Raw genomic sequence first — 23,551 nt, forward strand, 5'->3', positions numbered from 1 at the left:
ATCATGGACGCTGCTGCTGCTAAGTACATCGGCGCTGGTCTGGCGATGCTCGGCATGATCGGCGCGGGCGTTGGCCTGGGCGTGATGTTCGGCAACTACTTCCAAGGCGCTCTGCGTAACCCGACCGCCGCCGCTCAAGAGCGCCCGATGCTCTTCCTGGGCATGGCTCTGACGGAAGCCCTGGGCATCTTCGCCCTGGTTATCGCCTTCCTGATCCTGTTCTCGTAATCCGATCCCTGGGGCGCGGCGCTTCACCGGAAGCGACGCGCCCCATGCTTTTGTTTTCTCGCGCTTCCTGGAGCGGGCCGGAACACGGTCCGCTCCAAGCGCACTAGCTGAGAGGCGCCCTCGCCCATGGCGACGGAACATCACGGCACGACCGAGACGACGGAAGCCCCCCAGAAGCACGAAAGCGGCGGCCTTCCGCAGCTGCAGTTCGAGCACTGGGGTGGTCAGATCGTCTGGCTGCTCATCATCTTCGCCGTTCTCTATGCGGTGCTGTCCAAGGGCCTGCTGCCCCGGGTCAGCGGCGCGATCGACGAGCGCGGCGCCAAGATCGCCGGCGACATCGCCGACGCCCGTCGCATGAAGGACGAGGCTGAAGCCCAGGCTCGCGCCGCAGCGGCGGAAGTCGCCGAGGCTCGCGCCAAGGCCCAGAAGACCGCTGCGGACGCCAAGGCCAAGGCTTCGGCCGAAGCCGCCGAGCGTCAGGCCAAGGAAGAGGCCGTGCTGGCCGAGAAGCTGGCCGCGGCCGAGGCTTCGATCCAGACCGCTCGTGACCAGGCCATGAGCCAGGTCCGCGTGGTGGCCGAGGAGACGGCCGGCGCGATCGTCGAGAAGCTGACGGGCAAGGCGGCCTCGGCCGCCGAGCTGAAGTCGGCTCTGGCCTAAGGAGCTGACAATGGAACACCAATCCCTGTTCAGCTTCAGCAACCCGGAGTTCTGGGTTCTGGCCGCTCTGGTGATCTTCTTCGGCCTGCTGGTCGTTCTGAAGGTCCTGCCCGGCGCGCTGTTCGGCGCTCTGGACGGCTACGCCGCCAAGATCAAGGCCGAGCTCGACGAAGCCCAGCAACTGCGGGAAGAGGCCCAGGCCCTGCTCGCGGACGTGAAGGCCCAGCGCGAGGACGCCGAGCGTCAGGCCGCCGCCATGCTGGAAGCCGCCAAGGCCGACGCCAAGCGTCTGGCCGAGGAAGCCAAGGAAAAGCTCGAGGAGCAGATCAAGCGCCGCGCCGAAATGGCTGAGCGCAAGATCGCCCAGGCCGAGGCGCAAGCCGCCGCCGACGTGAAGGCCGCTGCGGTGGATCTCGCCGCCCAAGCCGCCGAAACCGTCCTGGCCGCCCGTCTGGCGGGCGCCAAGGGCGATACCCTGGTGGACGCCGCGATCGGCCAGATGGGCGCCAAGCTGCAGTAGCAGCAGGCCTCATCGGCTAGACAAGACGAAGGGCGCGGATCGCAAGGTCCGCGCCCTTTCTCTTGGGCGGTGCGTTGGGGCGGAGCGATGGCTTTCGGACCGCGGACATCGCGAACGTGGACGATGGGTGGGTGGCGGAAGTAGGCCCGAGGATTGAGGTGGCTAGGGCAAACTCGCAGAGGTTAGGTCAGCGACGAATCTCGCAAGGCAGGTCTGATCCACCTCAAAACTGAAGCGCACTTGTTGGTCATTCCCGCCACAATCAAACAGCAAACCACTGACACGAACACGACCTATGCCATCGCCTTCGAAGCGTAGGTAGTGGTCTTCCCACATCGGCTTGAGAGTTGCCTGCCCTTTGAGGGTGCGATCCAGTTCGCGCAGCGCCGCGATAAACTCAGCTAAGGGATAGGGCTCGAAATGGAACGGATAGACTGCTGAAAGCCAAGCTGAGCGAACTGTGAGGTTGCATCCATAGCCGGAAGCATCCGCGTAGCGCTCGATGTTCGTCATCGCGAGAAACGGATTATCCGTGTGGGTGGCGAGGATAACATCCATGTGCCCAGCTTAAGCGCTGCCGCAATGTCCACAATGGGTGGATTGCGGACCTAGTTTTCCTTCTCCCCTTGCGGGAGAAGGTGTCAGCGAAGCTGACGGATGAGGGGTTGAAGGGCATCTCAGGATAGCGGAGCGCGACCCCTCACCCGACCGCCTTCGGCGGCCACCCTCTCCCTCAAGGGGAGAGGGAAGCACGTCCGCAACGGGTCCGGACTTGACCCTAGCCTCCCTCCAGGAACCCGACCTTCCCGGCGACGCATCAATACAGCCTTCAGTGAGGCCGCGCCGAACCCCCTACCCCTCCTGACCGTCCTTCCGGCGCTTGCTGGGCTTGAGGATGACCTTGTCGATGCGCGAACCGTCCATGTCGACGATCTCGAGGTCGAAGCCGCCGATCTCGACGTGCTCGCCTTCGGTCGGCAGCCGGCCCAGGCGGTCGAGGATCAGGCCGGCTACCGTGTGATAGCCGCCGTCGGCCTCGAAGTTTTCGCCGAGATGATCGTTGAGCTCCTGAATGTCGAGCCGGGCGTCGATCAGCCAGCCGCCGTCCTCGCGGCGGATGATGCGCTTTTCGTCGTCGTCGTGATCTTCCGGGAAGTCGCCGGCGATCATTTCCAGCAGGTCCAGCGGCGTGATCGCCCCCTGCAGCGAGCCGAACTCGTCGACGACGAGGGCCATGTGCAGGCTGGTCGACTTGAAGAGCTGCAGCGCCTTGAGCAGCGACATGGTCTCGGGGATGGCCAGCGGCTGCTGGACGTGGGCCTTCAGGTCCAGCGGTTCGCCCGAGAGACAGGCGTCCAGCAGGTCCTTCTTCAGCAGCACGCCGACGTCGCCGTCGAGGTCACCCTCGGTGGCCACCACGATGCGCGAGTGGGCGCTGGCGCGGATCTCCTTGAGCACGGTCTCGGTGTCGTCGGCCAGGGAGACCCAGAAAAGGTCGCGGCGCGGGGTCATGGCCACGCGCACGGGACGATCGCCCAGGCGCAGCACCTCCTGGATCATCGAGCGCTCCTCGGGCTCGATCAGGCCTGCGTCCGCGCCTTCGGCCAGCACGGCCTCGACCTCTTCGGAGGTGACGCTGGTGTTGCGCTCGTCACGCACGCCCATCAGGCGCAGCACGGCGGCGGTCGAGACGGTGAGCAGGGTCACGAAGGGCCGCAGCACCGTGGCCACCACGGCCAGGAACGGCGCCATGCGGCGGGCGATGGCGTCGGGGAAGATCAGGGCCAGGCGCTTGGGCACCAGCTCGCCCAGGATCACCGAGACATAGGTCAGGCCGATGACGACGAGCGTCGTGGCGATGGCCTCTGAGTATTTGGCCAGGGCCGGGACGCTGGCCTCCAGCCAAGCGTCCAGGGCGGCGGCGATGGTGGCCTGGCCGTAGGCGCCGGCGAAGATGCCGATCAGGGTGATGCCCACCTGGACGGCGGACAGGAACCGCGTCGGATGTTCGGACATCTCCAAGGCCAGCTTGGCCCCGCGATCCCCCCGCTCGGCGAAGCCCTGCAGGCGAGCCTTGCGCGCCGAGACAACGGCCAGTTCGGACATGGAAAAGACCCCGTTCAGCAGAACGAGGAAGAGGACGACAACGAGCGAGACGAGGATCATGGCCCTTCAGGGTCAGGGACGCGTCGTCGGACGGCGACTGCGGCGGGGGCGCAAGGGCCCTGCTCGACCACTATACAAAGAAAAACGCCGCGGCTCCTAGAGCCGCGGCGCCTTTCTATGGACTTCGCCCGCCGATGCGGCGGCCCTGATCAGAGCAGGCGCGTGCGGATGACCTGTGACAGCAGGTCGATCATCGAGACCGCCACGACGATGACCAGCACGATGCAGCCGGTCTGGTCGAACTGGAACGCGTTGATCGAGTCGTACAGAATCTGACCGATGCCGCCCGCGCCGATGATGCCCAGCACAGTGGCTGCGCGGCTCGACGACTCGAAACGGTACAGCGCATAGCTGGTCCACAGCGGGGCCACCTGCGGGATCACGCCCCAGACGATCTCCTGCAGCTTGACCGCGCCCGTGGCCCGCACGCCCTCGACGGGCCCCTTGTCGATCGACTCGACGGCCTCGGCGAACAGCTTGGCCAGCACGCCGCCGGTGTTGAACATGATCGACATGACGCCGGCGAACGGGCCCAGGCCCACCGCGGTGATGAAGATCAGCGCGACGACCAAGTCCGGGATCGAGCGGATCAGGTCAAGCACCCGGCGCACCGGCTGCTGCACCCACACCGGCGCGATGTTGCGCGCGCCCAGAAGGCCCAGCGGAATGGCCACGATGATGGCCAGCGCCGTGCCCCACATGGCCATCTGGATGGTCTGCCACATCTTGCCGATGAACAGGCTCCAGTCCATCGACATGAACAGCTGGGCGTCCGTGAACGGCTTGAAGAACAGCTGGGCGAAGCCCTGCGTCTTCTCGGTGTCGGTGAACAGCTGCGGGAACTTGTCGATCTCGGCCGGCTGGAAGCTGATGATCAACAGCAGGATCACCCCGCCCCACAGCAGGGTGTCGAAGGCCAGGGCTGAGGCCGACCGCTTCGGCGGCGGCGGAATCGCCCCTTCAATCTTGGCGGCTTGGCTCATCAAGGACCTCAGTTGGCCGGCTGGGCGACGACGCCCGCCTTGCCTTCGGCGGCCAGGCGCTCAGCCTTGACGCCGTCGAGGACCTTCTGCGCGGCCGCGACCTTGGCCTGATCGCCCGCCTCGCGGGCCAGGCCCAGCTGCTCGGTGGCTTCCATCTCGCGGACCACCAGCAGGTGGGTGTCGTCGGCCGGCTTGAAGCCGCCGATCGACAGCCGCTTCAGATAGCCGCGCTGCTGCTCGGCCTCGGGCGTGTCGCCCTGGGCGTAGGTCAGGAAGAACTGACGCAGCTTTTCCTTAACGACCGGGTCGATGTCCTTGCGCCAGACCAGCGGATCTTCCGGCAGGGTCGGCGATTCCCAGATCACCCGGATCTTGTCGGTCACGCCCTCGCCGCGCGCCTTGGACAGACCGATGGCGGTGGAGTTGTTGGTCGAGGCGTCCAGCTTGCCGTTGGCCACGGCGAACAGGTTCGCCTGATGGTTGGCGCTGATCACCGTCTTGAAGCACGTCTCGGGCTTCTTGTTGGCCGGGATGAACACATAGGTCATCGGCGCCAGGGTGCCGGAGGTCGACTTCTTGTCGCCGATGCCGAAATCCAGGCTCTTGTCGCACTTCAGAAGGTCCTGGACCGACTGGATCTTGCTGTCGGCCGGCACGATGATCACCGACTTGTAGCCATCGGTGCCCGACGGATCGAACGTGCGGGCGAACACCTCGCCGTTCGAGCGGCGAACCGCCTCAAGGCCCGACTGGTTGGAGAACCAGCCAAGGTCCGTCTGCTTGGCGCCCATGGCCACGATCAGCGACGAGTAGTTGGACGAGAAGAACGGCTTCACCTTCAGACCGGTCTGCTTCTCCATGTCCTTCAGGATCGGCGTCCAGTAGCTCTCCATGTTCTGCGTCGACTCGGTCGACAGGATGGAGAAGGTCACCTCGTTATTGGCCGCCGGCGCGTCGGACTTGCCCGAGCAGGAAGCCAAGGCCAAGGCCGAGAGACCGGCGGCGATCACGAGAGCCGAACGACGGCTGATCATTGGGGAGCTCCTTCCCAGAACACGTCTTCGAATTCCGGGCCGTAGATATCGATGAGTTTTTCGCGCTTCAGCTCGGACGCCGGGCCGTCATAGACCTTCTGGCCGGCCTTCAGGGCCACGACCCGGTCGCAGTAGCGCAGGGCGTAGTCCACCTGGTGCAGGGTGACGACGACCGTCAGGCCGTCGCTTTGATTCAGGTCACGAAGAATCTCCATGACCTTGCGCGCCGAAACGGGGTCGAGCGAGGCGACCGGCTCGTCGGCGAGGATGATCTTGGCCTTCTGCACCAGCGCCCGGGCGATGGCGCCGCGCTGCTGCTGACCGCCCGACAGGGTGTTGGCGCGCTGGGCCGCGTAGTCGGAGACCCCGACGCGATGCAGGGCCGCCATGGTCGCGTCGCGCGTCTCCTTGGGCCACCAGCCCAAGAGCCCTTGGACCACCGGGATCCGCCCCAGCGAGCCCAGGGCCACGTTGCTGAACAGCGACAGGCGGCCGACCAGGTTGAACTGCTGGGCGATGAAGCCGATGCGGACCCGCGCCTTGCGCACTTGATCCGAAACCTTGCCACGCGCCTGCACCGGCCCGCCGAACGCGGTGATGGCGCCCTCGCCCTCATCAATGGTCTGCAGACCGTCGATCGAGCGCAACAGCGTGGATTTGCCCGACCCCGAAGGGCCAATGAGCGCGATCATCTCGCCTCGATTGACATCGAGCGAGACGGCGTCCAGCGCGCGGCGAGACCCGAAGGTCTTCGAGGCGGCGCGGATCGAAAGAACAGGGTCCGACGTCATGGTCGGGGCGAATCCTTAACGTGGTTTCACAGGTTGGGAAATGCGTTCTCCGGTTTGCGGTCGGGACGCAACGGATTTGTGACGGCCACCCGTGTTTTATCCGGCCAGGACCGCGCGGCGTCCCCAGCGAAAAGCCCTTGTATTTTCAGCCTCTGAGCGGTTGGGGGCGGCGAAATCACGCCCACCGGCGCCCGACGCGGCCGCCTGGATCAATTCATCCCGAAACGGGGCCATAAAAGGGTCTTTACATCCCGGATCATTGCCCCTATTTCGCACGGCTCCGGCGGACCCGAAGTCCTCTAAACGCTGCTAACGCCGGCCTGGGTTTAACTTCCAACAGGGGGTTACGTGAATTGCGCACGTACCATTCGCCCCTGGACCTGGTCCGTGAGCGGTCACCGGAACGTCCCGTCGCACTCGTGCGGCCTGACGCGGTTGCCGTAGCTGCGCGCTGGTTCCAGTCCGAATTTAAAGGTGACGTTTTCTACGCGGTGAAGGCCAACCCTTCGCCGTGGGTGATCCGCGAGCTGGCCAAGGCCGGCGTGCGATCCTTCGACGTCGCGTCGCTGAACGAGGTCGAGCTTGTGGCCAACGAGGCCCCGGGCTCGCGCATGGCCTTCATGCACCCGGTCAAGAGCCGGGCGGCGATCTCCGCCGCCTATTTTGACCATGGCGTGAAGACCTTCTCGTTCGACACCCACGAAGAGCTGGCCAAGATCCTGGACGCCACGGGCCAGGCCAAGGACCTCAACCTGATCGTCCGCATGGGCGTGCAGGCCGAGGGCGCGGCCTACAGCCTGTCGGGCAAGTTCGGGGTCGAGATGCATAACGCGCCGGACCTGCTGCTGGCCGCGCGCCGCGCGACCCAGGACCTGATGGGCGTCAGCTTCCACGTCGGCAGCCAGTGCATGCGCCCGACCGCCTTCCAGGCGGCCATGGCCCAGGCCTCGCGGGCTCTGGTGCGCGCCGGCGTGCTGGCCGATGTCGTCGACGTCGGCGGCGGCTTCCCGTCGATCTATCCGGGCATGGTCCCGCCGGATCTCTCCGAGTATCTGGCGGCCATCGACCGCGGCTTCGCCGAGATGATGGTCCACGAGACCACCGAGCTCTGGTGCGAGCCCGGCCGCGCCCTGGTGGCCGAAGCCTCGTCGCTGCTGGTCAAGGTCGAGCTGAAGAAGGGCGATGCGCTCTATCTGAACGACGGGTCGTACGGCTCGCTGTTCGACGCCGCGCACATGAAGTGGCCGTTCCCGGTCAAGCTGTACCGCAAGAGCGGCGAAGTGGTGGAAGAAGGCCTCAAGCCCTTCCGCTTCTATGGCCCCACCTGCGACAGCGTCGACCACATGCCCGGCCCGTTCTACCTGCCGGAAAGCGTCGACGAGGGTGACTACATCGAGATCGGCATGCTCGGCGCCTATGGCGTCGCCATGAACACCCGCTTCAACGGCTTTGGCGAGACCGACACCGCCCAGGTGCAGGACGCGCCGATGGCCTCGATGTACGGCCTGGCCAAGCGCTCGATCCCGGTCGTCCGTCAGGAGACGGAAGAGCGCAAGATCGTCCGCTTCTCGCGCCCCAAGGGCGCGGCCGGCAAGCGCAAGCGCCGTCGCTGATCCGACACGGTTCGCCAGTAGATCGTTTCTGAGTTAAACCGCGCGCCGCGCTCGACGTTCTGAAACGTCGAGCGCGGCTCGTACTTTTCGCTCCCTCCGGTCGCTCCGTCCCGGTGAAGAGCTTGTTTCAACGACGGGCGTCCAAAGTCAGGGAAACCGAAGCGATGAACGCTCCCGTTCCGAACAACCAAAAAGCCGAACTGCTGCAGAAGGTCGTCGAGCACGTCGACATCACCAGCTACGACGCCCGCCCGATCATCGACTCGATGCGCAAGATGTCGTTCAGCTCGCGCGACACCGCCCGCGCCGCCGACATCTTCAACATGGCCCTGGCCGACAAGGGCTGCTCGACCTGGCTGATCCTGGCCGGTTCGACCTCGGCCGGCGGCTGCATGCACGTCTACCGCGACATGGTGAAGAACGGCATGATCGACGCCGTGGTCGCCACCGGCGCCAGCATCGTCGACATGGACTTCTTCGAAGCCCTCGGCTTCAAGCACTATCAGGCCGCCGGCCCGGTCGACGACAACGTCCTGCGCGACAACTACATCGACCGCATCTACGACACCTATATCGACGAAGAAGAGCTGCAGGCCTGCGATCACACGATCCTGGAAATCTGCAACAAGCTCGAGCCCCGTGGCTATTCCTCGCGCGAGTTCATCTGGGAGATGGGCAAGTGGCTGGCGGAAGGCAATGCCAAGAAGGAAGGCTCGCTGATCCAGACCTGCTACGAAGAAGGCGTGCCGATCTTCTGCCCGGCCTTCGTCGACAGCTCGGCCGGTTTCGGTCTGGTCAAGCACCAGAAGGAAAAGATCGCCGAGAAGAAGCCCTACCTGATGATCGACGCGGTCGCCGACTTCCGTGAACTGACGGACGTCAAGATCGCGGCCGGCACCACGGGCCTGTTCATGGTCGGCGGCGGCGTGCCCAAGAACTTCGCCCAGGACACCGTCGTCTGCGCCGAGATCCTCGGCGTCGAGGCCGACATGCACAAGTACGCCATCCAGATCACGGTCGCCGACGTGCGCGACGGCGCCTGCAGCTCGTCGACGCTGAAGGAAGCCGCCTCGTGGGGCAAGGTCTCGACCACCTACGAGCAGATGGTCTTCGCCGAAGCCACCACGGTCGTTCCGCTGATCGCCTCGGACGCCTACTGGCGCAAGGCCTGGGAAGGCCGCGAAAAGCCGCGCTGGAACAAGCTGTTCGGCAAGTAAGCCTGACGGTCCGGCGGGCTTGATCGGCCGGAGTTGAAAATGCAGGGTCCCCGAACGTGATTTCGGGGACCCTTTTTCATGCGCGCTGTCTGGCTCGTCACCACCGCCGCCCTGATGCTGACCGGCTGCGCCACGCTGAACGGCGACGCGCCCAGCAACCGCTACCTGGCCAAGGGCGCGTTTGACGCGCGCGACCACCTGCCGCCACCGCCGGCCAAGGGCTCAGAGGCGGCCTTGCGAGACCGCGAGATCTTCCGCGCCACGCGCGCCCTCAAGGACACGCCGCGCTGGTCGCTGGCCCAGGAGGACAATGTCGAGGAGAAGGTGCTCGACGGCTACGCCTGCGCCCTGGGCGTCACCCCGTCGTTCGAACGCAATCCGAAACTCGCCGCCACCCTGCTGCGCATGAGCCGCGATGTCCGCTCGGCCGTCGCGGGTCCGAAACTGAAGTACCGCCGCCCCCGCCCCTATTTCAGCGAGGAGGGGCCGATCTGCATCAAGCGTAGCCTGGGCCTGGCGCTCTCGCCGGACTATCCCTCAGGCCACGCCACCTGGGGCTGGAGCGTCGGCCTCGTTCTGGCCGAGGTGGCGCCCGACCGCCGCGAGGCGATCCTGACCCGCGCCCAGGCCTATGGCGAAAGCCGCGTGGTCTGCGGCGTGCACAACATGAGCTCGGTCGAGGCGGGCCGGATGAACGCGGAAAATCTGCTGTCGGCGCTGAAGTCGTCCGACGCCTTCAAGGCCGATCTCGCCGCCGCCCGGGCCGAACTCGATGCGGCGCGCGCGGCGGGTCCGGCGCCGGCGCCGGCGCGCTGCGAGGCCGAGGCGGCGGCGCTATCCAAACCTCTCCTGTAGCTTGCGCCAGCGCCACCCGACCTCTACCTCTTGAGCATGGCCAACGCTCCCTCCTGCGGACACGACCACCACAACCACGGCGTCGCCGGCGCGGCCCTGGCGGCCGAGCTCGACGCGGCCGAGGCGCGCTGCGCGGCCGCCGACCAGCGCCTGACCGCGCCGCGCCGTCGGGTGCTCGAACTGTTGCTGGAAGCCGGCCAGCCGGTGAAGGCCTATGACCTGATCTCGTCCTTCGGGGGAAGCGGCCCGCCGGCCAAGCCGCCGACCGTCTATCGCGCCCTCGACTTCCTGGAAAAGCAGGGCTTCGCGCACCGGATCGAGAGCCTCAACGCCTATGTCGCCTGCCGCAAGGAGGCCGACGGCCACGCCGCCGCCTTCCTGATCTGCGACTGCTGCGGCGCGACCCGCGAGATCGAACCCAAGGCCAGCGCCGAGATCATCGCCGCGGGCGAAGCCGCAGGCTATGCGCTGACGGGCGTGACAATCGAGGCTCACGGCCTGTGCGCGGATTGCCGAAGCTGAGCAAACCCCGCTAGGTTCGAACAACCGTTCACCATCGCTTGAGTCCTCGCCATGACGACCGCCCAGCCGCTACCCGGCGTCGAGATCTGGCGCGGCGGGGTGAACACCTGGGACTGCGACGAGATGGGGCACATGAACGTGCGCCACTATGTGGTGCGCGCCCAGGAAGGCCTAATCGGCATGGCCGCCGAGCTTGGCCTGCCGCACGCCTTCTCACCCCACGCCAACGCGACCCTGCTGGTCAAGGAGCAGCACATCCGCTTCCTGCGCGAGGCCCATGCCGGCGCGCCGCTCTATATGCTGGGCGGGGTGATCGAGATGGGCGAGACCGAGGCGCGGATCCTACAACTGCTGATCCACCCGACCTCCGGCGAACTGGCGGCCACCTTCCAGACCACGGTCGTCCACGCCACGCCGCGTGACGGCCAGCCGTTCCCGTGGCCAAGGATCGCCCGCGAACGCGCCGAGGCCCTGAAGGTCGCGATTCCTGAACGCGCCCAGGCCCGCAGCATCGACCTCTCCCCGTTCACGCCCACCGCCAGCCTGGCGCGCGCCGAGGCCCTCAACCTGTCGCGGATCGGGCTTGGCGGTCTCTTGCCGTCGGAATGCGATGTGTTCGGCCGGATGCGCACCGAGCAGTTCATCGGCCGGGTGTCGGACGGCATCGGCACCTTCATCCATCCGTTCCGCGACCTGGTGGTCGAGCACGCCGACCAGAAGCCGCAGCGGATGGGCGGCGCAGTTCTGGAGTACCGGATCGTGCATCTGGCCTGGCCACGCGCCGGGGATCGGATCGAGATCCGCTCAGGCCTGCTGGGAACCGACGCCCGGACCATGCGCATCGTCCACTGGATGCTGGACCCGGCCACGGGCGAGCCCTGGGGGACCTCCGAGGCGGTGGCCATCACCTTCGACCTCGACGCCCGCAAGGTGGTGCCGGTGACCGACGCCGCGCGGGCGGCGCTGGCCACCCATGAAGTCAGCGGGCTGGCGCTCTAGGCCGTCGCCATCTCGAACAGGGCGTCGCGCACCAGGTCCGGCCGCTCCATGGGCAGGAAGTGGCTCGTGCCTTCGATCGTCTCGATCCGGACATCGCGCCCCCGCCGCGCGAAGCCGTCGCCGGCGCGGCAGGTCGAATGCTTCTGGGCCTTGAGGATGCGCACCGGCGCGGTCACCCGCCGCACCGCGCGCCAGGGATCGTGCGCCTGGGCGGCGTAGTTCGAGGCTTCCCAGGCCGGGGCGCAGGCCAGGCGCACCTTGCCGTCCGGCGCGTCGACGACTCCGCCGGCGACATAGTCGGCAAGCATGGTCTCGGGCCAAGTTTTGAAGGCGCCGCGCCCCTTGTAGCCGGCGAACACCGCCTCGCGATTGTCGAACACCGCCCGCCGCTTCAGCGCCGCCTGGGCGATCGGCAACTGCAGGAAACCTCGGCCCGAGGTCCACGGCGCCTTGGCGTAGAGATTGGCCAGCCAGGGCATGATGACCGGGTCCAGCAGCAGCAGGCCCTTGACCCGATCCGGACGCTCGGCGGCGGTCAGCAGGCTGACCGTGCCGCCCATCGAATGGCCGGCCAACACCGCCGGCGGTCCGTCCAGAACGTCCAGCAGGCCGACCAGGTCATCCCGCAGATCCCGCCATGACCGGCGCCCCTTGGGATCAGCCGGCAGGGTGGTGGCGCCGTGGCCGCGCTGGTCGATGGCCAGGACCCGCAGGCCGGCCGCCAGCGGCGACAGCAGCGTGCGGTAGGTCTGGGCGTTGAAACCATTGGCGTGGACGAAGACGATGTCGATCGCCCGGTCTTCGGGGCCAAACTCCAGGGCCGCGATCTCGCCGCCAGGGACGGCCACGACACGTCGGCGAGGTTCGCGAAAGACGGCCGCGTCCATGCGGTGGCTCCCTGAAGGTGATCGGCCGTAAGTTAGGCCTCTCCAGCCGTCGCGTCCATGGAGCTCGGGATGAATAAGCTCGCCACCGTCGGCTATGAGGACGATGCCAATTGCCGCCATCGCCGCCGACCGAATCCGCCCGACGCGGAAATGCGAAGTGGTGAGTTTGTAAGGGGGCTACTTCGAAGCTCCGCTCCTCAGTTCCTGTGTCATCCCGGCCGAACCCCGGCGAAAGCCGGGGGTAGAGCCGGGACCCAGGGGGTGACGAAACACTGCGCGCGCCGCCCCTGGGTCCCGGATAGCCTCTGCGAGGCTTCCGGGATGACACCCGTTTTGAGCGTGCCGCTAAGCCCCTTAGGCCTGGGTCAGCTGCCACTCGCCGCGATTGTCGCGGCAGGCGCTGTAGCGCTGGGTCGAGGTCGCCTGACCGCCGCCCGAGACGGCCGCGTCGATGACCCGGCAGCTGGCGGCCATCTGGCCGGTGGGGCGGACCAGCGAGGCGGCCGCATAGCCGACGCCAAAGCCGCTGCGGCCCACCAGCACCCAACCGCCCGTCGGCGCCTGGCCGATGGCGTCGAAGGTCTCGCCGGCCGCCAGCTTGCCGACCACAGCGGTCTTGGTCGACGGGCCTGCGCGCAGGTTCACCGTCGAGGCGGCCGTATAGGCCCCTGGGGTGGCGGCCAGGCTCTGCAGGCTCTGCACGCCCTGGGCGTAGCGGATGGTGCGGCCGTCGATCGGCGGACCATAGCTGGACGAGACCACATTGATGCGGCCCGAATTGCCGGTGCGGCTATTGCTCCAGGTCTGGGAGACGCCGGTCTCCAGCGCCTTCTTGGTGGCCTGCTCGGCCAGGGCCGCGTCGGTCGACTGCATGCGGCAGCCGATATAGGCCCCCGCCGCCGCGCCGGCGGCCGCGCCGACCAGGGCGCCCAGGGTCTGTTCGTTCTTGGCCAGCTTGCTGCCCAGCAGAGCGCCGGCCGCCGCGCCGATCAGGGCGCCGCCTTCCTGCTTCTTGCCCGAGCCTTCGCAGGAAAACAGGCCGCCCAGCGGCTTGGACTGCTGGGCCAGCACCGGTGCGGGCGCGACCGTCAGGCTGGCGCCCAGGACGGCGGCGATGGCCAGGGCCGTGGCGGGGGTCTTGCGCGTCGTCATGTCGTTTCCCTTTTCCGTAGGGTCAGTGTTGTCGCCGCCCTCCCCCCGTCCGATAGTCGCGGACAACATAAGGGAGGCCGGCATGAGCAACCAGGATCAGGCGAACTATAGCTGTTTCAAGGTCGAGATCGAGGCTGGCGTCGCGCACATCCAGCTGAAGCGTCCCGAAGCCATGAACACCATGACACGGCCGTTCTGGAATGAGCTTCCCGCGATTGTAAAAGATATTGATGACAATGCGCGGGCGCGCTGCATCGTCATTTCCTCGACCGGCAAGCATTTCAGCGCCGGCATGGACCTGTCGGTGTTCACCGACGACGAGGGCGTCACCGCCCGCCAGGACGCCGACCGCTGGGTGGCCGCCGAGAGCTTCCGCCGCTTCGTCCATCACCTGCAGGACACCTTCAGCTGCCTGGACAAGGCCCGCATGCCGGTGATCGTCGCGATCCAGGGCGGCTGCATCGGCGGGGCGGTCGACTTCATCAGCGCCTGCGACATCCGCTATGCGACCACCGACGCCTTCTTCCAGATCCAGGAGATCAACATCGGCATGACCGCCGATGTCGGCACCTTCCCGCGCCTGTGCAAGCTGATCCCCGAGGGCTGGGTGCGGGAGCTGGCCTATGCCGGCCGCCGCCTGCCCGCCCAGCGCGCGCGCGACATCGGCCTCGTCAACGAAGTGTTCGACACCCACGAGGAGGTCGTCGCCCACGCCCTGGCCACCGCCCGCGAGATCGCGCAGAAGTCGCCGCTGGCCGTGGCCGGCAGCAAGGTGATGATCAACTACGCCCGCGACCACTCGATCGCCGACGCCCTGGACTACATCGCCACCTGGCAGACGGGCATGTTCAGCGGCCCGCACATGGCCGAGGCGTTTACGGCCAAGGCCCAGAAGCGCGATGCGGTCTATCCGGACCTGCTGCCGCTGAAGAAGAAGATGTGAGGCGGTCCGAAACCCTCTCCCAAAGGGAGAGGGTTTTCTACTGGTAAATGAACGCCATCGGCGTATCCGCCGCCGGCAGGCAGTTGCGGTCCACCGGCTTGGTGGGGTCCTGGAAGAAGCTGCGGATCATCTTGCGAACGCACGGGCTGCTGCGCGAAACGCCGTGGGTGGCGTTGGTGACGATCACCACCTGCGAGCCCTGATAGCCCTTGGCGGCGGCGCGGGTCAGTTCCGGCGGGCAGCCCGGATCGATCTCGGCGGCCAGGAACAGGGTCGGGATGGCGGTCTTGACCGGCGCCTGCTCGACCTTCGAGATCGGACCAAAGTCGAGCGCCGCGCAGACATCGTGGATGCGCTGCATCGAGGCGACCATCAGGCGGGCGATCGGATCCTTCTGCGTCCCGTCGGCCACGGCGGCGCGGGCCTCGAAGGGGATTTCCTCCTTGCACAGGTGGGTCATGAACTGACCCTCGCTGTAGTAGTCGCGGCTCTCGACGAACTCGGCCACCGGCGAGACGTCGCCCTCAATGATCTTCCAGAGATCGCGCGGCAGGACACTGGCGGTGAAGTAGCTGGCGTCCATCAGCCAGCCGCCGAGGTCATCGGCCGTGTAGGTCTTGCCGTTGATCGTCTGGGGGCCCGCCAGCCAGCGTTCGGCGACGACGGCCAGCTTGGCCTTCAGGTCCGGATAGCGCTTGGCGCACTCGGCGACCTTTGCGCACTTGGCCATGACGATGTCGATCGAGCTGGAGACCATCGCCGGGCCGCCGACGGTCCAGTCGGCCTCGGGCGGCCAGGGCGAGTCTTGCACCACCGCGCGCACGCCCTCAGCCGCATGCGTCTGGATCGCCGCCTCGATGCGGGTGCCGTACGAGCCGCCATAGAGGTCGATCAGCGGCAGCTTCAGGAGCTTGCGCAGGTCCTGGACGTCCTTGGCGACCTCGACGGCGTTGTAGCGCGACAGGTTCACGCCCTTGGCCTGGAAGGCCTTCATGCAGGCGATGATCGCCTGGGCGTCCTTGTCGCTGGGCGGGCCGGCGTCGGTCAGGTTGGCGCCCGGACAGTCGAGGTTGGGATCAGACTGCCCGCCGCCGCGCTGGTCGATGAAGATCCAGTCCTGATCGACCGCGACATACTCAAGCGCCGCCTTGCTCTTGAGCATCCGTGGCAAGCCGCCGACGGCCGAACCGCCGGGTCCGCCGTGCAGATAGACGACGGGCGGTTGGCCGGCCTTGGGCGCGCTGGCCTTGACGATGGCCACCGCCACCGTGATCCGGCGGCTCTTGGGGTCGCCCCGCGTCTCGTCGACGACCAGGGTCCCGCAACGCACCTGCCGCGCGGCGTCCTTGTAGTCGCCCTTGCAGGCCGTCGGCTTGAACTGCGGCGCGGCGGCATGCGCAGCTCCGCCAAGACCAGCCAGAGCCAGGGCGCCGGCGGTGACAATCCAGGACAGACGCGACATCAAAGACTCCTACGGTTCGCGTGCATCAACACCAAGGTTAACGCCCACCGCAAGACTCAGTGCGAGATTATGCTTCGATCATGGACGGCTGAGGGCTTCGTCGCCCCCATCCTAGAAGCGATAGGCCACCGAGAGCACCGCCGACGGCTGGGTGGCCTCGACGACGATCGGGCTCTTGCGCGCATCGCCGGTCAGACGGCTGAGGCTGGCGGTCGCGCCCAGGCTGACCTTGTCGTTCAGGCGATAGTTGGCGCTCAGCGACATCGAGACGTCCTTGACGCCGCCGCCCGGACGATAGACCGGCAGCTTCGAGGCTGCGGACTGCGCAGCGCTGATCCCGAAATAGGCGCGGTTGTACTGGCTGTCGGCCCAGGTCGCCGAAGCGCTAGGCGTCACGCTGAGACGGTCAGACACACGGATCGGATAGGCCAGGCTCGCATCCACCAGCGCGCCGTCGACATCCCCCGACACCACCTTGGTCGCGCCCACGGTGGCCAGCACGTCGCCAAAGCGCATGTCGGCCGCCACGCGCAGACCCGCGCCGCCGTCCAGGCGCCCGATACCCGTCGGCGCGTCGCGTCGACGATAGCCCGGCACGAAGGTCGCGCCGGCGCCGACCTTGACCTGGGGTCCGTCGACGACGTTGTAGCCAAAGCCCTTGCGACCGCTGGCGAAGAACCGGCCATAGGTGACGTCGATCACCGGGAACGGCATCAGGCGGTAGTCGTCCCCGCCCTGGTAGCCGGGCGTATACACGGCGGCGATCCCGACGACGGCGCGATCCGGCGCGCGCGACTGCGCGGCGGCGGGCGTCGCCGCCGCTAGGGCCCCCAGGGCCAAAAGGCTACGCGCGGCGTGCGTGCGAAAAGAGATCATGGTCCGGACGGGCTCCTAGTCGATGTCCCGTATATACGCGAACGCCGTCGACGCGGATGTGACGATGAAATTAAAAGTTGAGGGGCGCGCCGTCGGCGGGCATCTCGGCGCCGCTCAGGTCGGCTCCCTCCAGCCGAGCCCCTGAAAGATCAGCCTCGATGAATCTGGCCCGCGGCGCGCTGGCGCCACGCAGATTGGCCCCCCGCAGCGCCGCGCGGGTGAGATCCGTGCGGATCACCCGATCCTCCGCGATCCGTAGCGGACCCAGCTTGGCGTCGGACAGGTCAGCCCGGGAGAGCTGAGCGCCTACGAGACGCGCGCCTCGCAGGTCAGCCCCGCGCAGCTTGACCCCTCGCAGGTCGGCGCCGGCGAGGTTGGCGCCCTGCAACTGCGCGCCTTCCAGGTCCATGCCGAAGAACACCGCGTTCGGCGCCGAAAGGCCGCTCAGCCGCCGGTTCTTCAGGCGGCGCAGCGGCCGGAAGTCGACTTCCGACACCCGCGCGACCGTGCCGTCGCGGCCTTCGGATTTGCAGAACAGCTCGTGGGCCTCCAGCACCTCGTTTAGCGGCAGATCGTCGACATAGATGATCGGCGGCGGCGCGCGCAGAACCTGGGTCAGGTCCGCGCCGGTCAGGTCCGCACCGCTGAGGTCGGCGCCCACCAGCACCGCGCGGCGCAGGGAGACCTTGGAGAGGTCGGCGTTGTACAGATTGGCGCCCGAAAGATCCGCCCCGTCCATCAGCGCGTTCGTCAGCCGGGCGCCCTGCAAGCTCACGTTGGACAGGTCGGCGTCGGTGAAGTCCGCCCGCTGCGCGAACGCGCCGGACATCTGCGCGCCATTCAGGTTGGCCCCTTGCAGCAGGGCGTAGTCGAGCTCACCGGGGCGCTTGGAATGCTCGAGGATCCGCAGCCCCTTCTCCTCGTCCTGCACGGCGGTGACGCCTTCTCGCAGGTCGCAGTTCGACAGATTGGCCCCGCCGAGGTTGGCGCCGCGCAGGCAGGCGCCGCGCATGTCGCTGCGTGACAGGTCCGCATCGCGCAGGTCGGAGTCGCGGAGATCCGCGCCATAGAGCGTCGCCCAGCACAGCCTGGCCCCGCGCAGGGCCGCGCCGCCCAGCAGCGCGCCCGTCAGGTCGGCCTCCGAAAGATCGACCCCGTCCAGCTCGTAGTTGTTCAGATTGACGTACTGCAGCACCGCCCGACGCCCCTTGGGCAGACCCTTCAGATAACGGGCGTGCGCCTCCAGCAGCTCGCGGACCACCGAAGGGTGGACATTGCGGATCAGGCTCGCTTGAGACGGCTTGGCGGACGGCATCGTTCGGGGACGAAACGCTCAAAAGGGACGGAGATGACGCGAGAACAGCGTGCACGGTCCCACGACAGCCTTAAGCAAGCGTTCAAAAGTGCGACAGAAAGTCGCTATTCGTCAGAGCGAGCGACACTACCCGCAATGCGGGCGCCAGGCTCGGCGAGACGCGATACGGCTTAGCGCGGCGCGGTCGGCTTGTTGTTGGGGTCGCTGGGCGGCGAACCACCGCCCGTGGCGGCCTCGATCAGGGCCGCGATGCGGTCGGTCGAGTCGGCGGCCTGGGTGATGATGTCCAGCGGCGAGGCGCGGACCGAGGCGGCCACCTGGTTGGCGGCGGACTTGGCGGCCGAGACCACGGCGTTCTGGGCCATGGCGATCTTGCTGGTGGCCATGGCGATCTTCATCGCCTGGGCGTCCTGATAGATGAAGCCGTTGGTCGGATAGACCGTGGTGCCAAGGTCACGGATCGGATCGTACCAGACCTTGACCTGCGTCCAGTCACCGTTGGGCGAGACGTCGACGACGGTGACGTCCTTTTCGATCTGGCCGCGATCGCCTTCGATCACCGACCAGTTGGCGTGGGTGACCTGGATGACGCGGTCCGTGAGCACCTGGCTGACGAACGCCACGTGACCAAGGTTCATGCGGGCCGTGGGCTTGAAGGAGAGGACCGAGCCGATCTTCGGGGCCGAGCCCGTGTCGTACTTGCCGGCCGCCTGGCTCCACCAGGTGCGGGCGTCGCCGAAGATCTGGATACCCGACATCAGACGCGCGAACGGGACGCACTGCCAGTAGCCGTCAGCGTTCGCGCCGGACATCGGCACGAGGCTGATCATGGCGGCAGCGGCCAGGGAACCCAGAAGGGTCCTCGTCCGTTTCGTCATGCTGTGGGCACTCCCCCGCGTCACTGGGTGAAGGGATAACCCTACCGACGATTGGTGAAAAGAGTGTTTATCACGCTCCAGCCGCCGCAAGGCGTCGCTCCCGCCATGTCTCAGCCCAAGCTTTCATCCGCGCCCGACACGGATTTTCGATGACGTGGAACGAGATTGCGGACAACGGGACAAGCGCGGCGACAATCAAAATCCAGATCAACAGCGGCAATTTGTCGCCCTCGATATTCAGGACTTTCGTGGCCGCATTGATCGCCAGGATTTTCCACGGAATGCAGATCATATAGGTCGAGTAGCTGATCTCACCCAGATACACGAAAGTCTTCTGAGTGGCGAAACGCGAGCCGGCTGAGGCCAGACTGGCCAGCATGAAGATCAGCCCGCCCAGAAGCATCACGATGCTCAAATCCGGGGCGCCGAACTGGATCGCCGCCAGGATGGCGAGCCCCAGAACCACCGCGCCGGGCCCGGCGAGTCGGGTCGGAAAGCGCCCCGACCGCCACAGGGCGTGCAGCGCGCAGCCATAGGCGAAGCACGGCACGATACGCAGCGCGCCCCAGCGGATGGTGGCCTCGGTCAGGGAGAATCCCGCCAGCGCCTCGAAGACGGGATAGATCACCGCAATCAGCGCCAGGGCGGCCAGAACCGCGACAAGGGGCCTGCTGCGCAAACGCCAGGCGGCGAAGGCGAAGACGGGGAAGGTCAGGTAGGCGAACCACTCGGCCGAGATCGACCAGGAGGCGTGGTTCCACCCCGCGACCGGCGCCAGGCCCCAGGCGTGAACCAGCAGCAGATTCGCCGGCAGCGACGGCCAGGACAGAATGTTCGGGTCGACCGCGAGCCCCGCCACCGCGCCCGCCAGCGCCATGGCGCCGACACCGACCAGCGTCGCCAGGTGCAGCGGATAGACCCGCGCCAACCGGTTCCACAGAAAGTCGCCATAGCGGAACCGGCCTTCGCCGAACCCCGCCAGATAGACATGGCAGAGGATAAAGCCCGACAGCACGAAGAACGCCTCGACGCCCAGATAGCCCTTGGAGGCGATCGCCGGCGTGAACCCGACATCGAGGTTCGGCCAATAGTGATAGAGCACCACCCAGAAGGCGGCGAAAAACCGGAGCGCCGTAAGCGGCTTTACGTGGGCTGCATCGGGCATGAATTCGGTCTCCGGCGTCGCTTTTCCAGACGCGAGGTCTCGACAAACAGGGCGTTCATCCCCATTAGGTCACGCTCACGGTTCCGTGCGGGGAGGCGCGGCGCCAGAACCCTATTGGGGACCCATGAACGAAATCCTTAGCCTTGCCGTCGATCCGGCCGCCTGGGCCGCGCTCATCACGCTGATCGTGATGGAAGTGGTTCTGGGCATCGACAATCTGATCTTCATCTCAATCCTGTCGAACAAGCTCCCCGAGGAGCACCGGCAGAGGGTTCGCCGGATCGGCATCTCTCTGGCGCTGATCATGCGTCTGGTCTTGCTGTCGACGATCGCCTTCATCGTCGGCCTCACCGCGCCTGTGTTTGACCTGGGGATCAGCGGCCCGGTCGGAGCGCATGGCGAGCCTGGTTTCGAAACGGCCTTCTCCTGGCGTGACCTGATCCTGATCGCCGGCGGCGTCTTCCTGATCTGGAAGGCCACGAAGGAAATTCACCACGCGGTGGATCCCGCCAAGAGCGATGACGTGCTCGAGAAGGACAAGGCCACCGTCGTCATCAACAACGTCGGCTCGGCGATCTTCCAGATCATCCTGCTGGACCTGGTGTTCTCGATCGACTCGATCCTGACCGCCGTGGGCATGACCGAGCACCTGCCGATCATGGTCATCGCCGTGCTGGTCGCCGTGACCGTGATGCTGCTGGCCGCCGACCCGCTGGCCAACTTCATCAACAACAACCCCACCGTGGTCATGCTGGCCCTGGGCTTCCTGCTGATGATCGGCACCGTGCTGATCGCCGAAGGCTTCGGCGGCCATGTGCCGAAGGGCTACATCTATACGGCCATGGCCTTCTCGGCCGGGGTCGAAGGGCTGAACATGCTGGCGCGCAAACGCGACGCCAAAAAGCAGGAACAGCAGACCTAGGTTTCTCAGCTTAGGCGATTTGACCAGAAATCCCCGGGGCGGCTCGCTCCGGGGATTTTTTGTTGTCTGAACGCCCGCGACCGCCTCAGAGGAAACTGTAGGGATCCACGTCGATCACGACCCGCACAGAGTTCGGAACCTTGGCCCGGGCGCGCCAGGCGGCCATGAAGCCCTGCAGGTCGACATTGCGCTCGGCGCGCACCAGGAACCGCTTGCGCCGTCGGCCGCGCACCAGCGCCAGGGGCGCATCGGCGGGGCCGAACACCTCGACCCCTTCGGCGTTGGGGATGACCGCCGCCAGCGCCTCGACATAGGCGTCCAGCGCCGCGCCGTCCGGCCCCGAGGCGATCACCGCCGCCAGACGCCCGAAGGGCGGCAGGCCCGCGTCCTCGCGCATGGCCATCTCGGCCTCGACGAAGGCGTCGCGGTCCTGCGCCGCCAGGGCCCGCATCACCGCATGGTCGGGGGCGTAGGTCTGCAACAGCGCCCGCCCCGGCTTCTCGTGCCGCCCCGCGCGTCCCGCCGCCTGGGCCAGAAGCTGGAACGTCCGCTCGCCCGCCCGCAGATCACCGCCCCGTAGCGACAGATCAGCGTCGACCACGCCCACCAGAGTCAGGTTCGGGAAGTTGTGGCCCTTGGCGGCGGCCTGGGTCGCCACCAGGATGTCGATCTCGCCGGCCGCCATGCTGGACACCAGCGCCTTGGCGCCCTCGGCGTCCATCACCGTATCGGAAGAGAACACCGCCACGCGGGCGTCGGGGAAGATGTGCCGCGCCTCTTCCTCGACACGCTCGACGCCAGGGCCGATCGAGACCAGCGAGTCCTTGGCCCCGCAGTGCGGGCAGGCCTCGGGCTTCTTCATCGAAAAGCCCGTCAGGTGGCAGACCAGACGCCCGGTGTAGCGGTGCTCGACCAGCCAGCTGTCAGTGTCGGGCGACTTCATCTTCTCGCCACACGCCTTGCACAGGACGAGCGGCGCATAGCCCCGGCGGTTCAGGAACAGCATGGCCTGTTCCCCGCGCTGCAGCGTCACCGCCATGGCCTTGATCAGCGGCGGCGACAGCCAGCGACCGGGCTCCGGCGGGGTCTGGCGCATATCGACCAGACCGATGTCCGGCAGTTGCGCCGCGCCGTGGCGAGCGGACAGCCTCAGCCAGCGATAGCGCCCGGTCTGGGCGTTGTAGAGGCTCTCCAGCGACGGCGTCGCCGAGGCCAGAAGCACACTGGCGCCCTCGATCTTGGCGCGCGCCACGGCGAGGTCACGGGCCTGATAGATGAAGCCTTCTTCCTGCTTGAACGAGCTGTCGTGCTCCTCGTCCACGACGATCAGGCGCAGTTTGCGGAAGGGCAGGAACAGGGCCGAGCGCGCGCCCACGACAATGCGCGCGTTCCCGCCCGCGACCGCCTCCCAGACCTGGCGGCGACGCGGCGGCGAGACGCCCGAGTGCCACTCGGCGGGAAGCGCGCCGAACCGTTGCTCGAACCTGGCCATCACCGCCTGGGTCAGAGCGATCTCGGGCAACAGGACCAGCACCTGGGTCTCGGGGTCCTTCAGCGCCTCGGCGACGGCTTCCAGATAGACCTCGGTCTTGCCCGAACCGGTCACACCGTCGAGCAGCGCGGCCTGGAAGCCGCCGCTCTCCAGCATGTCCTTGAGCACGTCGACACAGGCGGCCTGGCCGGGGTTGAGCGCCCTGGCGGGCAGCGACAGGTCGGGCTGCGGCAGGCCGCGTTCGGGCTCCACGAAATCGACGGCCAGAACGCCCTCGTCGACCAGCCCCTTGACCACCCCCGCCGAGACGCCCGCCGCCGAGGCCAGGGCCGCGCCCGAGAGCTTTGTCCCCTGCGCGGCGGCCATCACCTTGAGCCGCGCGGGGGTCACGCGAGCGGGCTGAACGCCCGTCAGCACCAGAACCTTGTCGGGCTTGGGCGGCGGATGGCGCAGGCCTCGCAGGGCCATGGCCAGGGGCCAGCCGGGGACATCGACCGAGTAGCGCGCCGCCCACTCGACGAACGCCAAAGCCCCCGGCGGCAGCGGCGGATCATCGACCCGTTCCAGCACCGGCTTCAGCGGCCGATTACCGCCGGTCCCGTCGCGCAGGGCCGTCACCACGCCCCGGATGACGCGCGGTCCCAACGGCACGGTCACATGGTCGCCGACGGCCAGCGCAAGGCCCTCCGGCTCGGCGTAGTCGAAGGCCTCCGGCAACGGCATCGGCAGCAGGACGGAAGCAATGCGCGGCATGGCGTGAGCTTCTGCCGCGAAACCGTCCCCAGGTCGAGAGCGCCGCGTCTTGGCGTCATCAAGCCGGTGTTAACCGTCTTGGCGCTTCATCTGGTCGCCTTGAGTCTGAAGCGGG

General features: G+C 67.2%; 24 protein-coding genes. 10 read left to right on the plus strand and 14 right to left on the minus strand.

Annotation, left to right across the window (positions count from 1 at the left end; translation table 11 throughout):
• Positions 1-3: 3 nt before the first annotated feature.
• From CVUC_RS11735 to CVUC_RS11745, 3 genes are all read left to right on the plus strand, one after another.
• Positions 4-228 carry a F0F1 ATP synthase subunit C gene (locus CVUC_RS11735; protein WP_004615714.1) on the plus strand — a complete coding sequence of 75 codons (225 nt, stop codon included), beginning with the start codon at positions 4-6 and terminating at the stop codon, positions 226-228.
• Between the two features lie 126 nt (positions 229-354).
• Positions 355-891, plus strand: coding sequence for a hypothetical protein (locus tag CVUC_RS11740; protein ID WP_096032324.1), 537 nt, complete (start codon positions 355-357; stop codon positions 889-891).
• Between the two features lie 10 nt (positions 892-901).
• Positions 902-1,411: a F0F1 ATP synthase subunit B gene (locus tag CVUC_RS11745; protein WP_010918254.1), complete on the plus strand. Its 510-nt coding sequence runs from the start codon at positions 902-904 to the stop codon at positions 1,409-1,411.
• 16 nt (positions 1,412-1,427) lie between these two features.
• Here the strand turns inward: CVUC_RS11745 and CVUC_RS11750 are convergent, their stop codons facing one another.
• The 6 genes from CVUC_RS11750 to phnC form a co-directional block, all read right to left on the minus strand.
• Positions 1,428-1,565, minus strand: coding sequence for a hypothetical protein (locus CVUC_RS11750; RefSeq protein ID WP_233279808.1), 138 nt, complete (start codon positions 1,563-1,565; stop codon positions 1,428-1,430).
• Positions 1,566-1,573: 8 nt separating this feature from the next.
• Positions 1,574-1,969, minus strand: coding sequence for a WapI family immunity protein (locus CVUC_RS11755; RefSeq protein WP_096032323.1), 396 nt, complete (start codon positions 1,967-1,969; stop codon positions 1,574-1,576).
• A gap of 294 nt (positions 1,970-2,263) precedes the next feature.
• Positions 2,264-3,577: a hemolysin family protein gene (locus CVUC_RS11760; RefSeq protein ID WP_101685822.1), complete on the minus strand. Its 1,314-nt coding sequence runs from the start codon at positions 3,575-3,577 to the stop codon at positions 2,264-2,266.
• Positions 3,578-3,726: 149 nt separating this feature from the next.
• Entirely contained in the window at positions 3,727-4,563 is an 837-nt protein-coding gene (phnE, locus tag CVUC_RS11765) for a phosphonate ABC transporter, permease protein PhnE (RefSeq protein WP_010918252.1), read from the minus strand.
• Between the two features lie 5 nt (positions 4,564-4,568).
• The gene (gene phnD / locus CVUC_RS11770; protein ID WP_010918251.1) at positions 4,569-5,594 is read right to left on the minus strand and encodes a phosphate/phosphite/phosphonate ABC transporter substrate-binding protein; all 1,026 of its coding nucleotides are present in this window, start codon (positions 5,592-5,594) and stop codon (positions 4,569-4,571) included.
• On the minus strand, positions 5,591-6,385 hold the full coding sequence (phnC, locus tag CVUC_RS11775; RefSeq protein WP_096032322.1) for a phosphonate ABC transporter ATP-binding protein: 795 nt from the start codon (positions 6,383-6,385) through the stop codon (positions 5,591-5,593). Before phnC ends, phnD begins: the two co-directional genes overlap by 4 nt.
• Positions 6,386-6,738: 353 nt before the next feature.
• On the opposite strand from phnC, the gene CVUC_RS11780 reads away from it, so the two are divergent.
• From CVUC_RS11780 to CVUC_RS11800, 5 genes are all read left to right on the plus strand, one after another.
• A complete protein-coding gene (locus tag CVUC_RS11780; protein WP_010918249.1) occupies positions 6,739-7,998 on the plus strand; it encodes a type III PLP-dependent enzyme in 1,260 nt (419 codons plus the stop codon).
• A 164-nt stretch (positions 7,999-8,162) separates the two neighbouring features.
• Positions 8,163-9,215: a 1,9-bis(guanidino)-5-aza-nonane synthase gene (locus CVUC_RS11785; protein WP_096052652.1), complete on the plus strand. Its 1,053-nt coding sequence runs from the start codon at positions 8,163-8,165 to the stop codon at positions 9,213-9,215.
• A 78-nt stretch (positions 9,216-9,293) separates the two neighbouring features.
• Complete coding sequence (locus tag CVUC_RS11790; RefSeq protein ID WP_096032320.1) at positions 9,294-10,070, plus strand: acid phosphatase; 777 nt, start codon at positions 9,294-9,296, stop codon at positions 10,068-10,070.
• A 36-nt stretch (positions 10,071-10,106) separates the two neighbouring features.
• Positions 10,107-10,592, plus strand: a complete 486-nt coding sequence (locus tag CVUC_RS11795; protein WP_024265534.1) for a Fur family transcriptional regulator — start codon at positions 10,107-10,109, stop codon at positions 10,590-10,592.
• Between the two features lie 51 nt (positions 10,593-10,643).
• Positions 10,644-11,591, plus strand: a complete 948-nt coding sequence (locus tag CVUC_RS11800; protein ID WP_096032319.1) for a thioesterase family protein — start codon at positions 10,644-10,646, stop codon at positions 11,589-11,591.
• Here CVUC_RS11800 and CVUC_RS11805 read toward each other — a convergent pair.
• Positions 11,588-12,478: an alpha/beta fold hydrolase gene (locus tag CVUC_RS11805; protein ID WP_010918244.1), complete on the minus strand. Its 891-nt coding sequence runs from the start codon at positions 12,476-12,478 to the stop codon at positions 11,588-11,590. The two genes, CVUC_RS11800 and CVUC_RS11805, sit on opposite strands and share 4 nt — an antisense overlap.
• A 354-nt stretch (positions 12,479-12,832) precedes the next feature.
• A complete protein-coding gene (locus CVUC_RS11810; protein WP_024265533.1) occupies positions 12,833-13,630 on the minus strand; it encodes an SH3 domain-containing protein in 798 nt (265 codons plus the stop codon).
• An 82-nt stretch (positions 13,631-13,712) separates the two neighbouring features.
• Between CVUC_RS11810 and CVUC_RS11815 the strand changes: the two genes are divergently transcribed.
• Positions 13,713-14,573 carry a crotonase/enoyl-CoA hydratase family protein gene (locus tag CVUC_RS11815; RefSeq protein ID WP_096032318.1) on the plus strand — a complete coding sequence of 287 codons (861 nt, stop codon included), beginning with the start codon at positions 13,713-13,715 and terminating at the stop codon, positions 14,571-14,573.
• Between the two features lie 37 nt (positions 14,574-14,610).
• Here the strand turns inward: CVUC_RS11815 and CVUC_RS11820 are convergent, their stop codons facing one another.
• From CVUC_RS11820 to CVUC_RS11840, 5 genes are all read right to left on the minus strand, one after another.
• Complete coding sequence (locus CVUC_RS11820; RefSeq protein ID WP_096032317.1) at positions 14,611-16,038, minus strand: alpha/beta hydrolase; 1,428 nt, start codon at positions 16,036-16,038, stop codon at positions 14,611-14,613.
• Positions 16,039-16,146: 108 nt separating this feature from the next.
• Complete coding sequence (locus CVUC_RS11825) at positions 16,147-16,911, minus strand: MipA/OmpV family protein (RefSeq protein ID WP_096032316.1); 765 nt, start codon at positions 16,909-16,911, stop codon at positions 16,147-16,149.
• A gap of 70 nt (positions 16,912-16,981) precedes the next feature.
• Positions 16,982-18,226 carry a pentapeptide repeat-containing protein gene (locus tag CVUC_RS11830; protein WP_096032315.1) on the minus strand — a complete coding sequence of 415 codons (1,245 nt, stop codon included), beginning with the start codon at positions 18,224-18,226 and terminating at the stop codon, positions 16,982-16,984.
• A gap of 170 nt (positions 18,227-18,396) precedes the next feature.
• The gene (locus CVUC_RS11835) at positions 18,397-19,104 is read right to left on the minus strand and encodes a CHAP domain-containing protein (protein WP_096032314.1); all 708 of its coding nucleotides are present in this window, start codon (positions 19,102-19,104) and stop codon (positions 18,397-18,399) included.
• 70 nt (positions 19,105-19,174) lie between these two features.
• Positions 19,175-20,269, minus strand: coding sequence for an acyltransferase family protein (locus tag CVUC_RS11840; RefSeq protein ID WP_096032313.1), 1,095 nt, complete (start codon positions 20,267-20,269; stop codon positions 19,175-19,177).
• Between the two features lie 124 nt (positions 20,270-20,393).
• Here CVUC_RS11840 and CVUC_RS11845 point away from each other — a divergent pair, with 124 nt between their 5' ends.
• Positions 20,394-21,191: a TerC family protein gene (locus CVUC_RS11845; RefSeq protein ID WP_096032312.1), complete on the plus strand. Its 798-nt coding sequence runs from the start codon at positions 20,394-20,396 to the stop codon at positions 21,189-21,191.
• 85 nt (positions 21,192-21,276) lie between these two features.
• Here CVUC_RS11845 and CVUC_RS11850 read toward each other — a convergent pair whose 3' ends face one another.
• Positions 21,277-23,436: a primosomal protein N' gene (locus tag CVUC_RS11850; protein ID WP_096032311.1), complete on the minus strand. Its 2,160-nt coding sequence runs from the start codon at positions 23,434-23,436 to the stop codon at positions 21,277-21,279.
• Positions 23,437-23,551: the final 115 nt, after the last annotated feature.

This window comes from Caulobacter vibrioides (assembly GCF_002858865.1).
GTDB lineage: Bacteria > Pseudomonadota > Alphaproteobacteria > Caulobacterales > Caulobacteraceae > Caulobacter > Caulobacter vibrioides.

Coding starts and splice junctions, on each gene's coding strand:
- CVUC_RS11735 (WP_004615714.1), top strand. CDS start 4: ATGGACGCTGCTGCTGCTAAGTACATCGGCGCTGGTCTGGCGATGCTC.
- CVUC_RS11740 (WP_096032324.1), top strand. CDS start 355: ATGGCGACGGAACATCACGGCACGACCGAGACGACGGAAGCCCCCCAG.
- CVUC_RS11745 (WP_010918254.1), top strand. CDS start 902: ATGGAACACCAATCCCTGTTCAGCTTCAGCAACCCGGAGTTCTGGGTT.
- CVUC_RS11755 (WP_096032323.1), bottom strand. CDS start 1,969: ATGGATGTTATCCTCGCCACCCACACGGATAATCCGTTTCTCGCGATG.
- CVUC_RS11760 (WP_101685822.1), bottom strand. CDS start 3,577: ATGATCCTCGTCTCGCTCGTTGTCGTCCTCTTCCTCGTTCTGCTGAAC.
- phnD (WP_010918251.1), bottom strand. CDS start 5,594: ATGATCAGCCGTCGTTCGGCTCTCGTGATCGCCGCCGGTCTCTCGGCC.
- phnC (WP_096032322.1), bottom strand. CDS start 6,385: ATGACGTCGGACCCTGTTCTTTCGATCCGCGCCGCCTCGAAGACCTTC.
- CVUC_RS11785 (WP_096052652.1), top strand. CDS start 8,163: ATGAACGCTCCCGTTCCGAACAACCAAAAAGCCGAACTGCTGCAGAAG.
- CVUC_RS11790 (WP_096032320.1), top strand. CDS start 9,294: ATGCGCGCTGTCTGGCTCGTCACCACCGCCGCCCTGATGCTGACCGGC.
- CVUC_RS11795 (WP_024265534.1), top strand. CDS start 10,107: ATGGCCAACGCTCCCTCCTGCGGACACGACCACCACAACCACGGCGTC.
- CVUC_RS11800 (WP_096032319.1), top strand. CDS start 10,644: ATGACGACCGCCCAGCCGCTACCCGGCGTCGAGATCTGGCGCGGCGGG.
- CVUC_RS11805 (WP_010918244.1), bottom strand. CDS start 12,478: ATGGACGCGGCCGTCTTTCGCGAACCTCGCCGACGTGTCGTGGCCGTC.
- CVUC_RS11810 (WP_024265533.1), bottom strand. CDS start 13,630: ATGACGACGCGCAAGACCCCCGCCACGGCCCTGGCCATCGCCGCCGTC.
- CVUC_RS11815 (WP_096032318.1), top strand. CDS start 13,713: ATGAGCAACCAGGATCAGGCGAACTATAGCTGTTTCAAGGTCGAGATC.
- CVUC_RS11825 (WP_096032316.1), bottom strand. CDS start 16,911: ATGATCTCTTTTCGCACGCACGCCGCGCGTAGCCTTTTGGCCCTGGGG.
- CVUC_RS11830 (WP_096032315.1), bottom strand. CDS start 18,226: ATGCCGTCCGCCAAGCCGTCTCAAGCGAGCCTGATCCGCAATGTCCAC.
- CVUC_RS11835 (WP_096032314.1), bottom strand. CDS start 19,104: ATGACGAAACGGACGAGGACCCTTCTGGGTTCCCTGGCCGCTGCCGCC.
- CVUC_RS11840 (WP_096032313.1), bottom strand. CDS start 20,269: ATGCCCGATGCAGCCCACGTAAAGCCGCTTACGGCGCTCCGGTTTTTC.
- CVUC_RS11845 (WP_096032312.1), top strand. CDS start 20,394: ATGAACGAAATCCTTAGCCTTGCCGTCGATCCGGCCGCCTGGGCCGCG.
- CVUC_RS11850 (WP_096032311.1), bottom strand. CDS start 23,436: ATGCCGCGCATTGCTTCCGTCCTGCTGCCGATGCCGTTGCCGGAGGCC.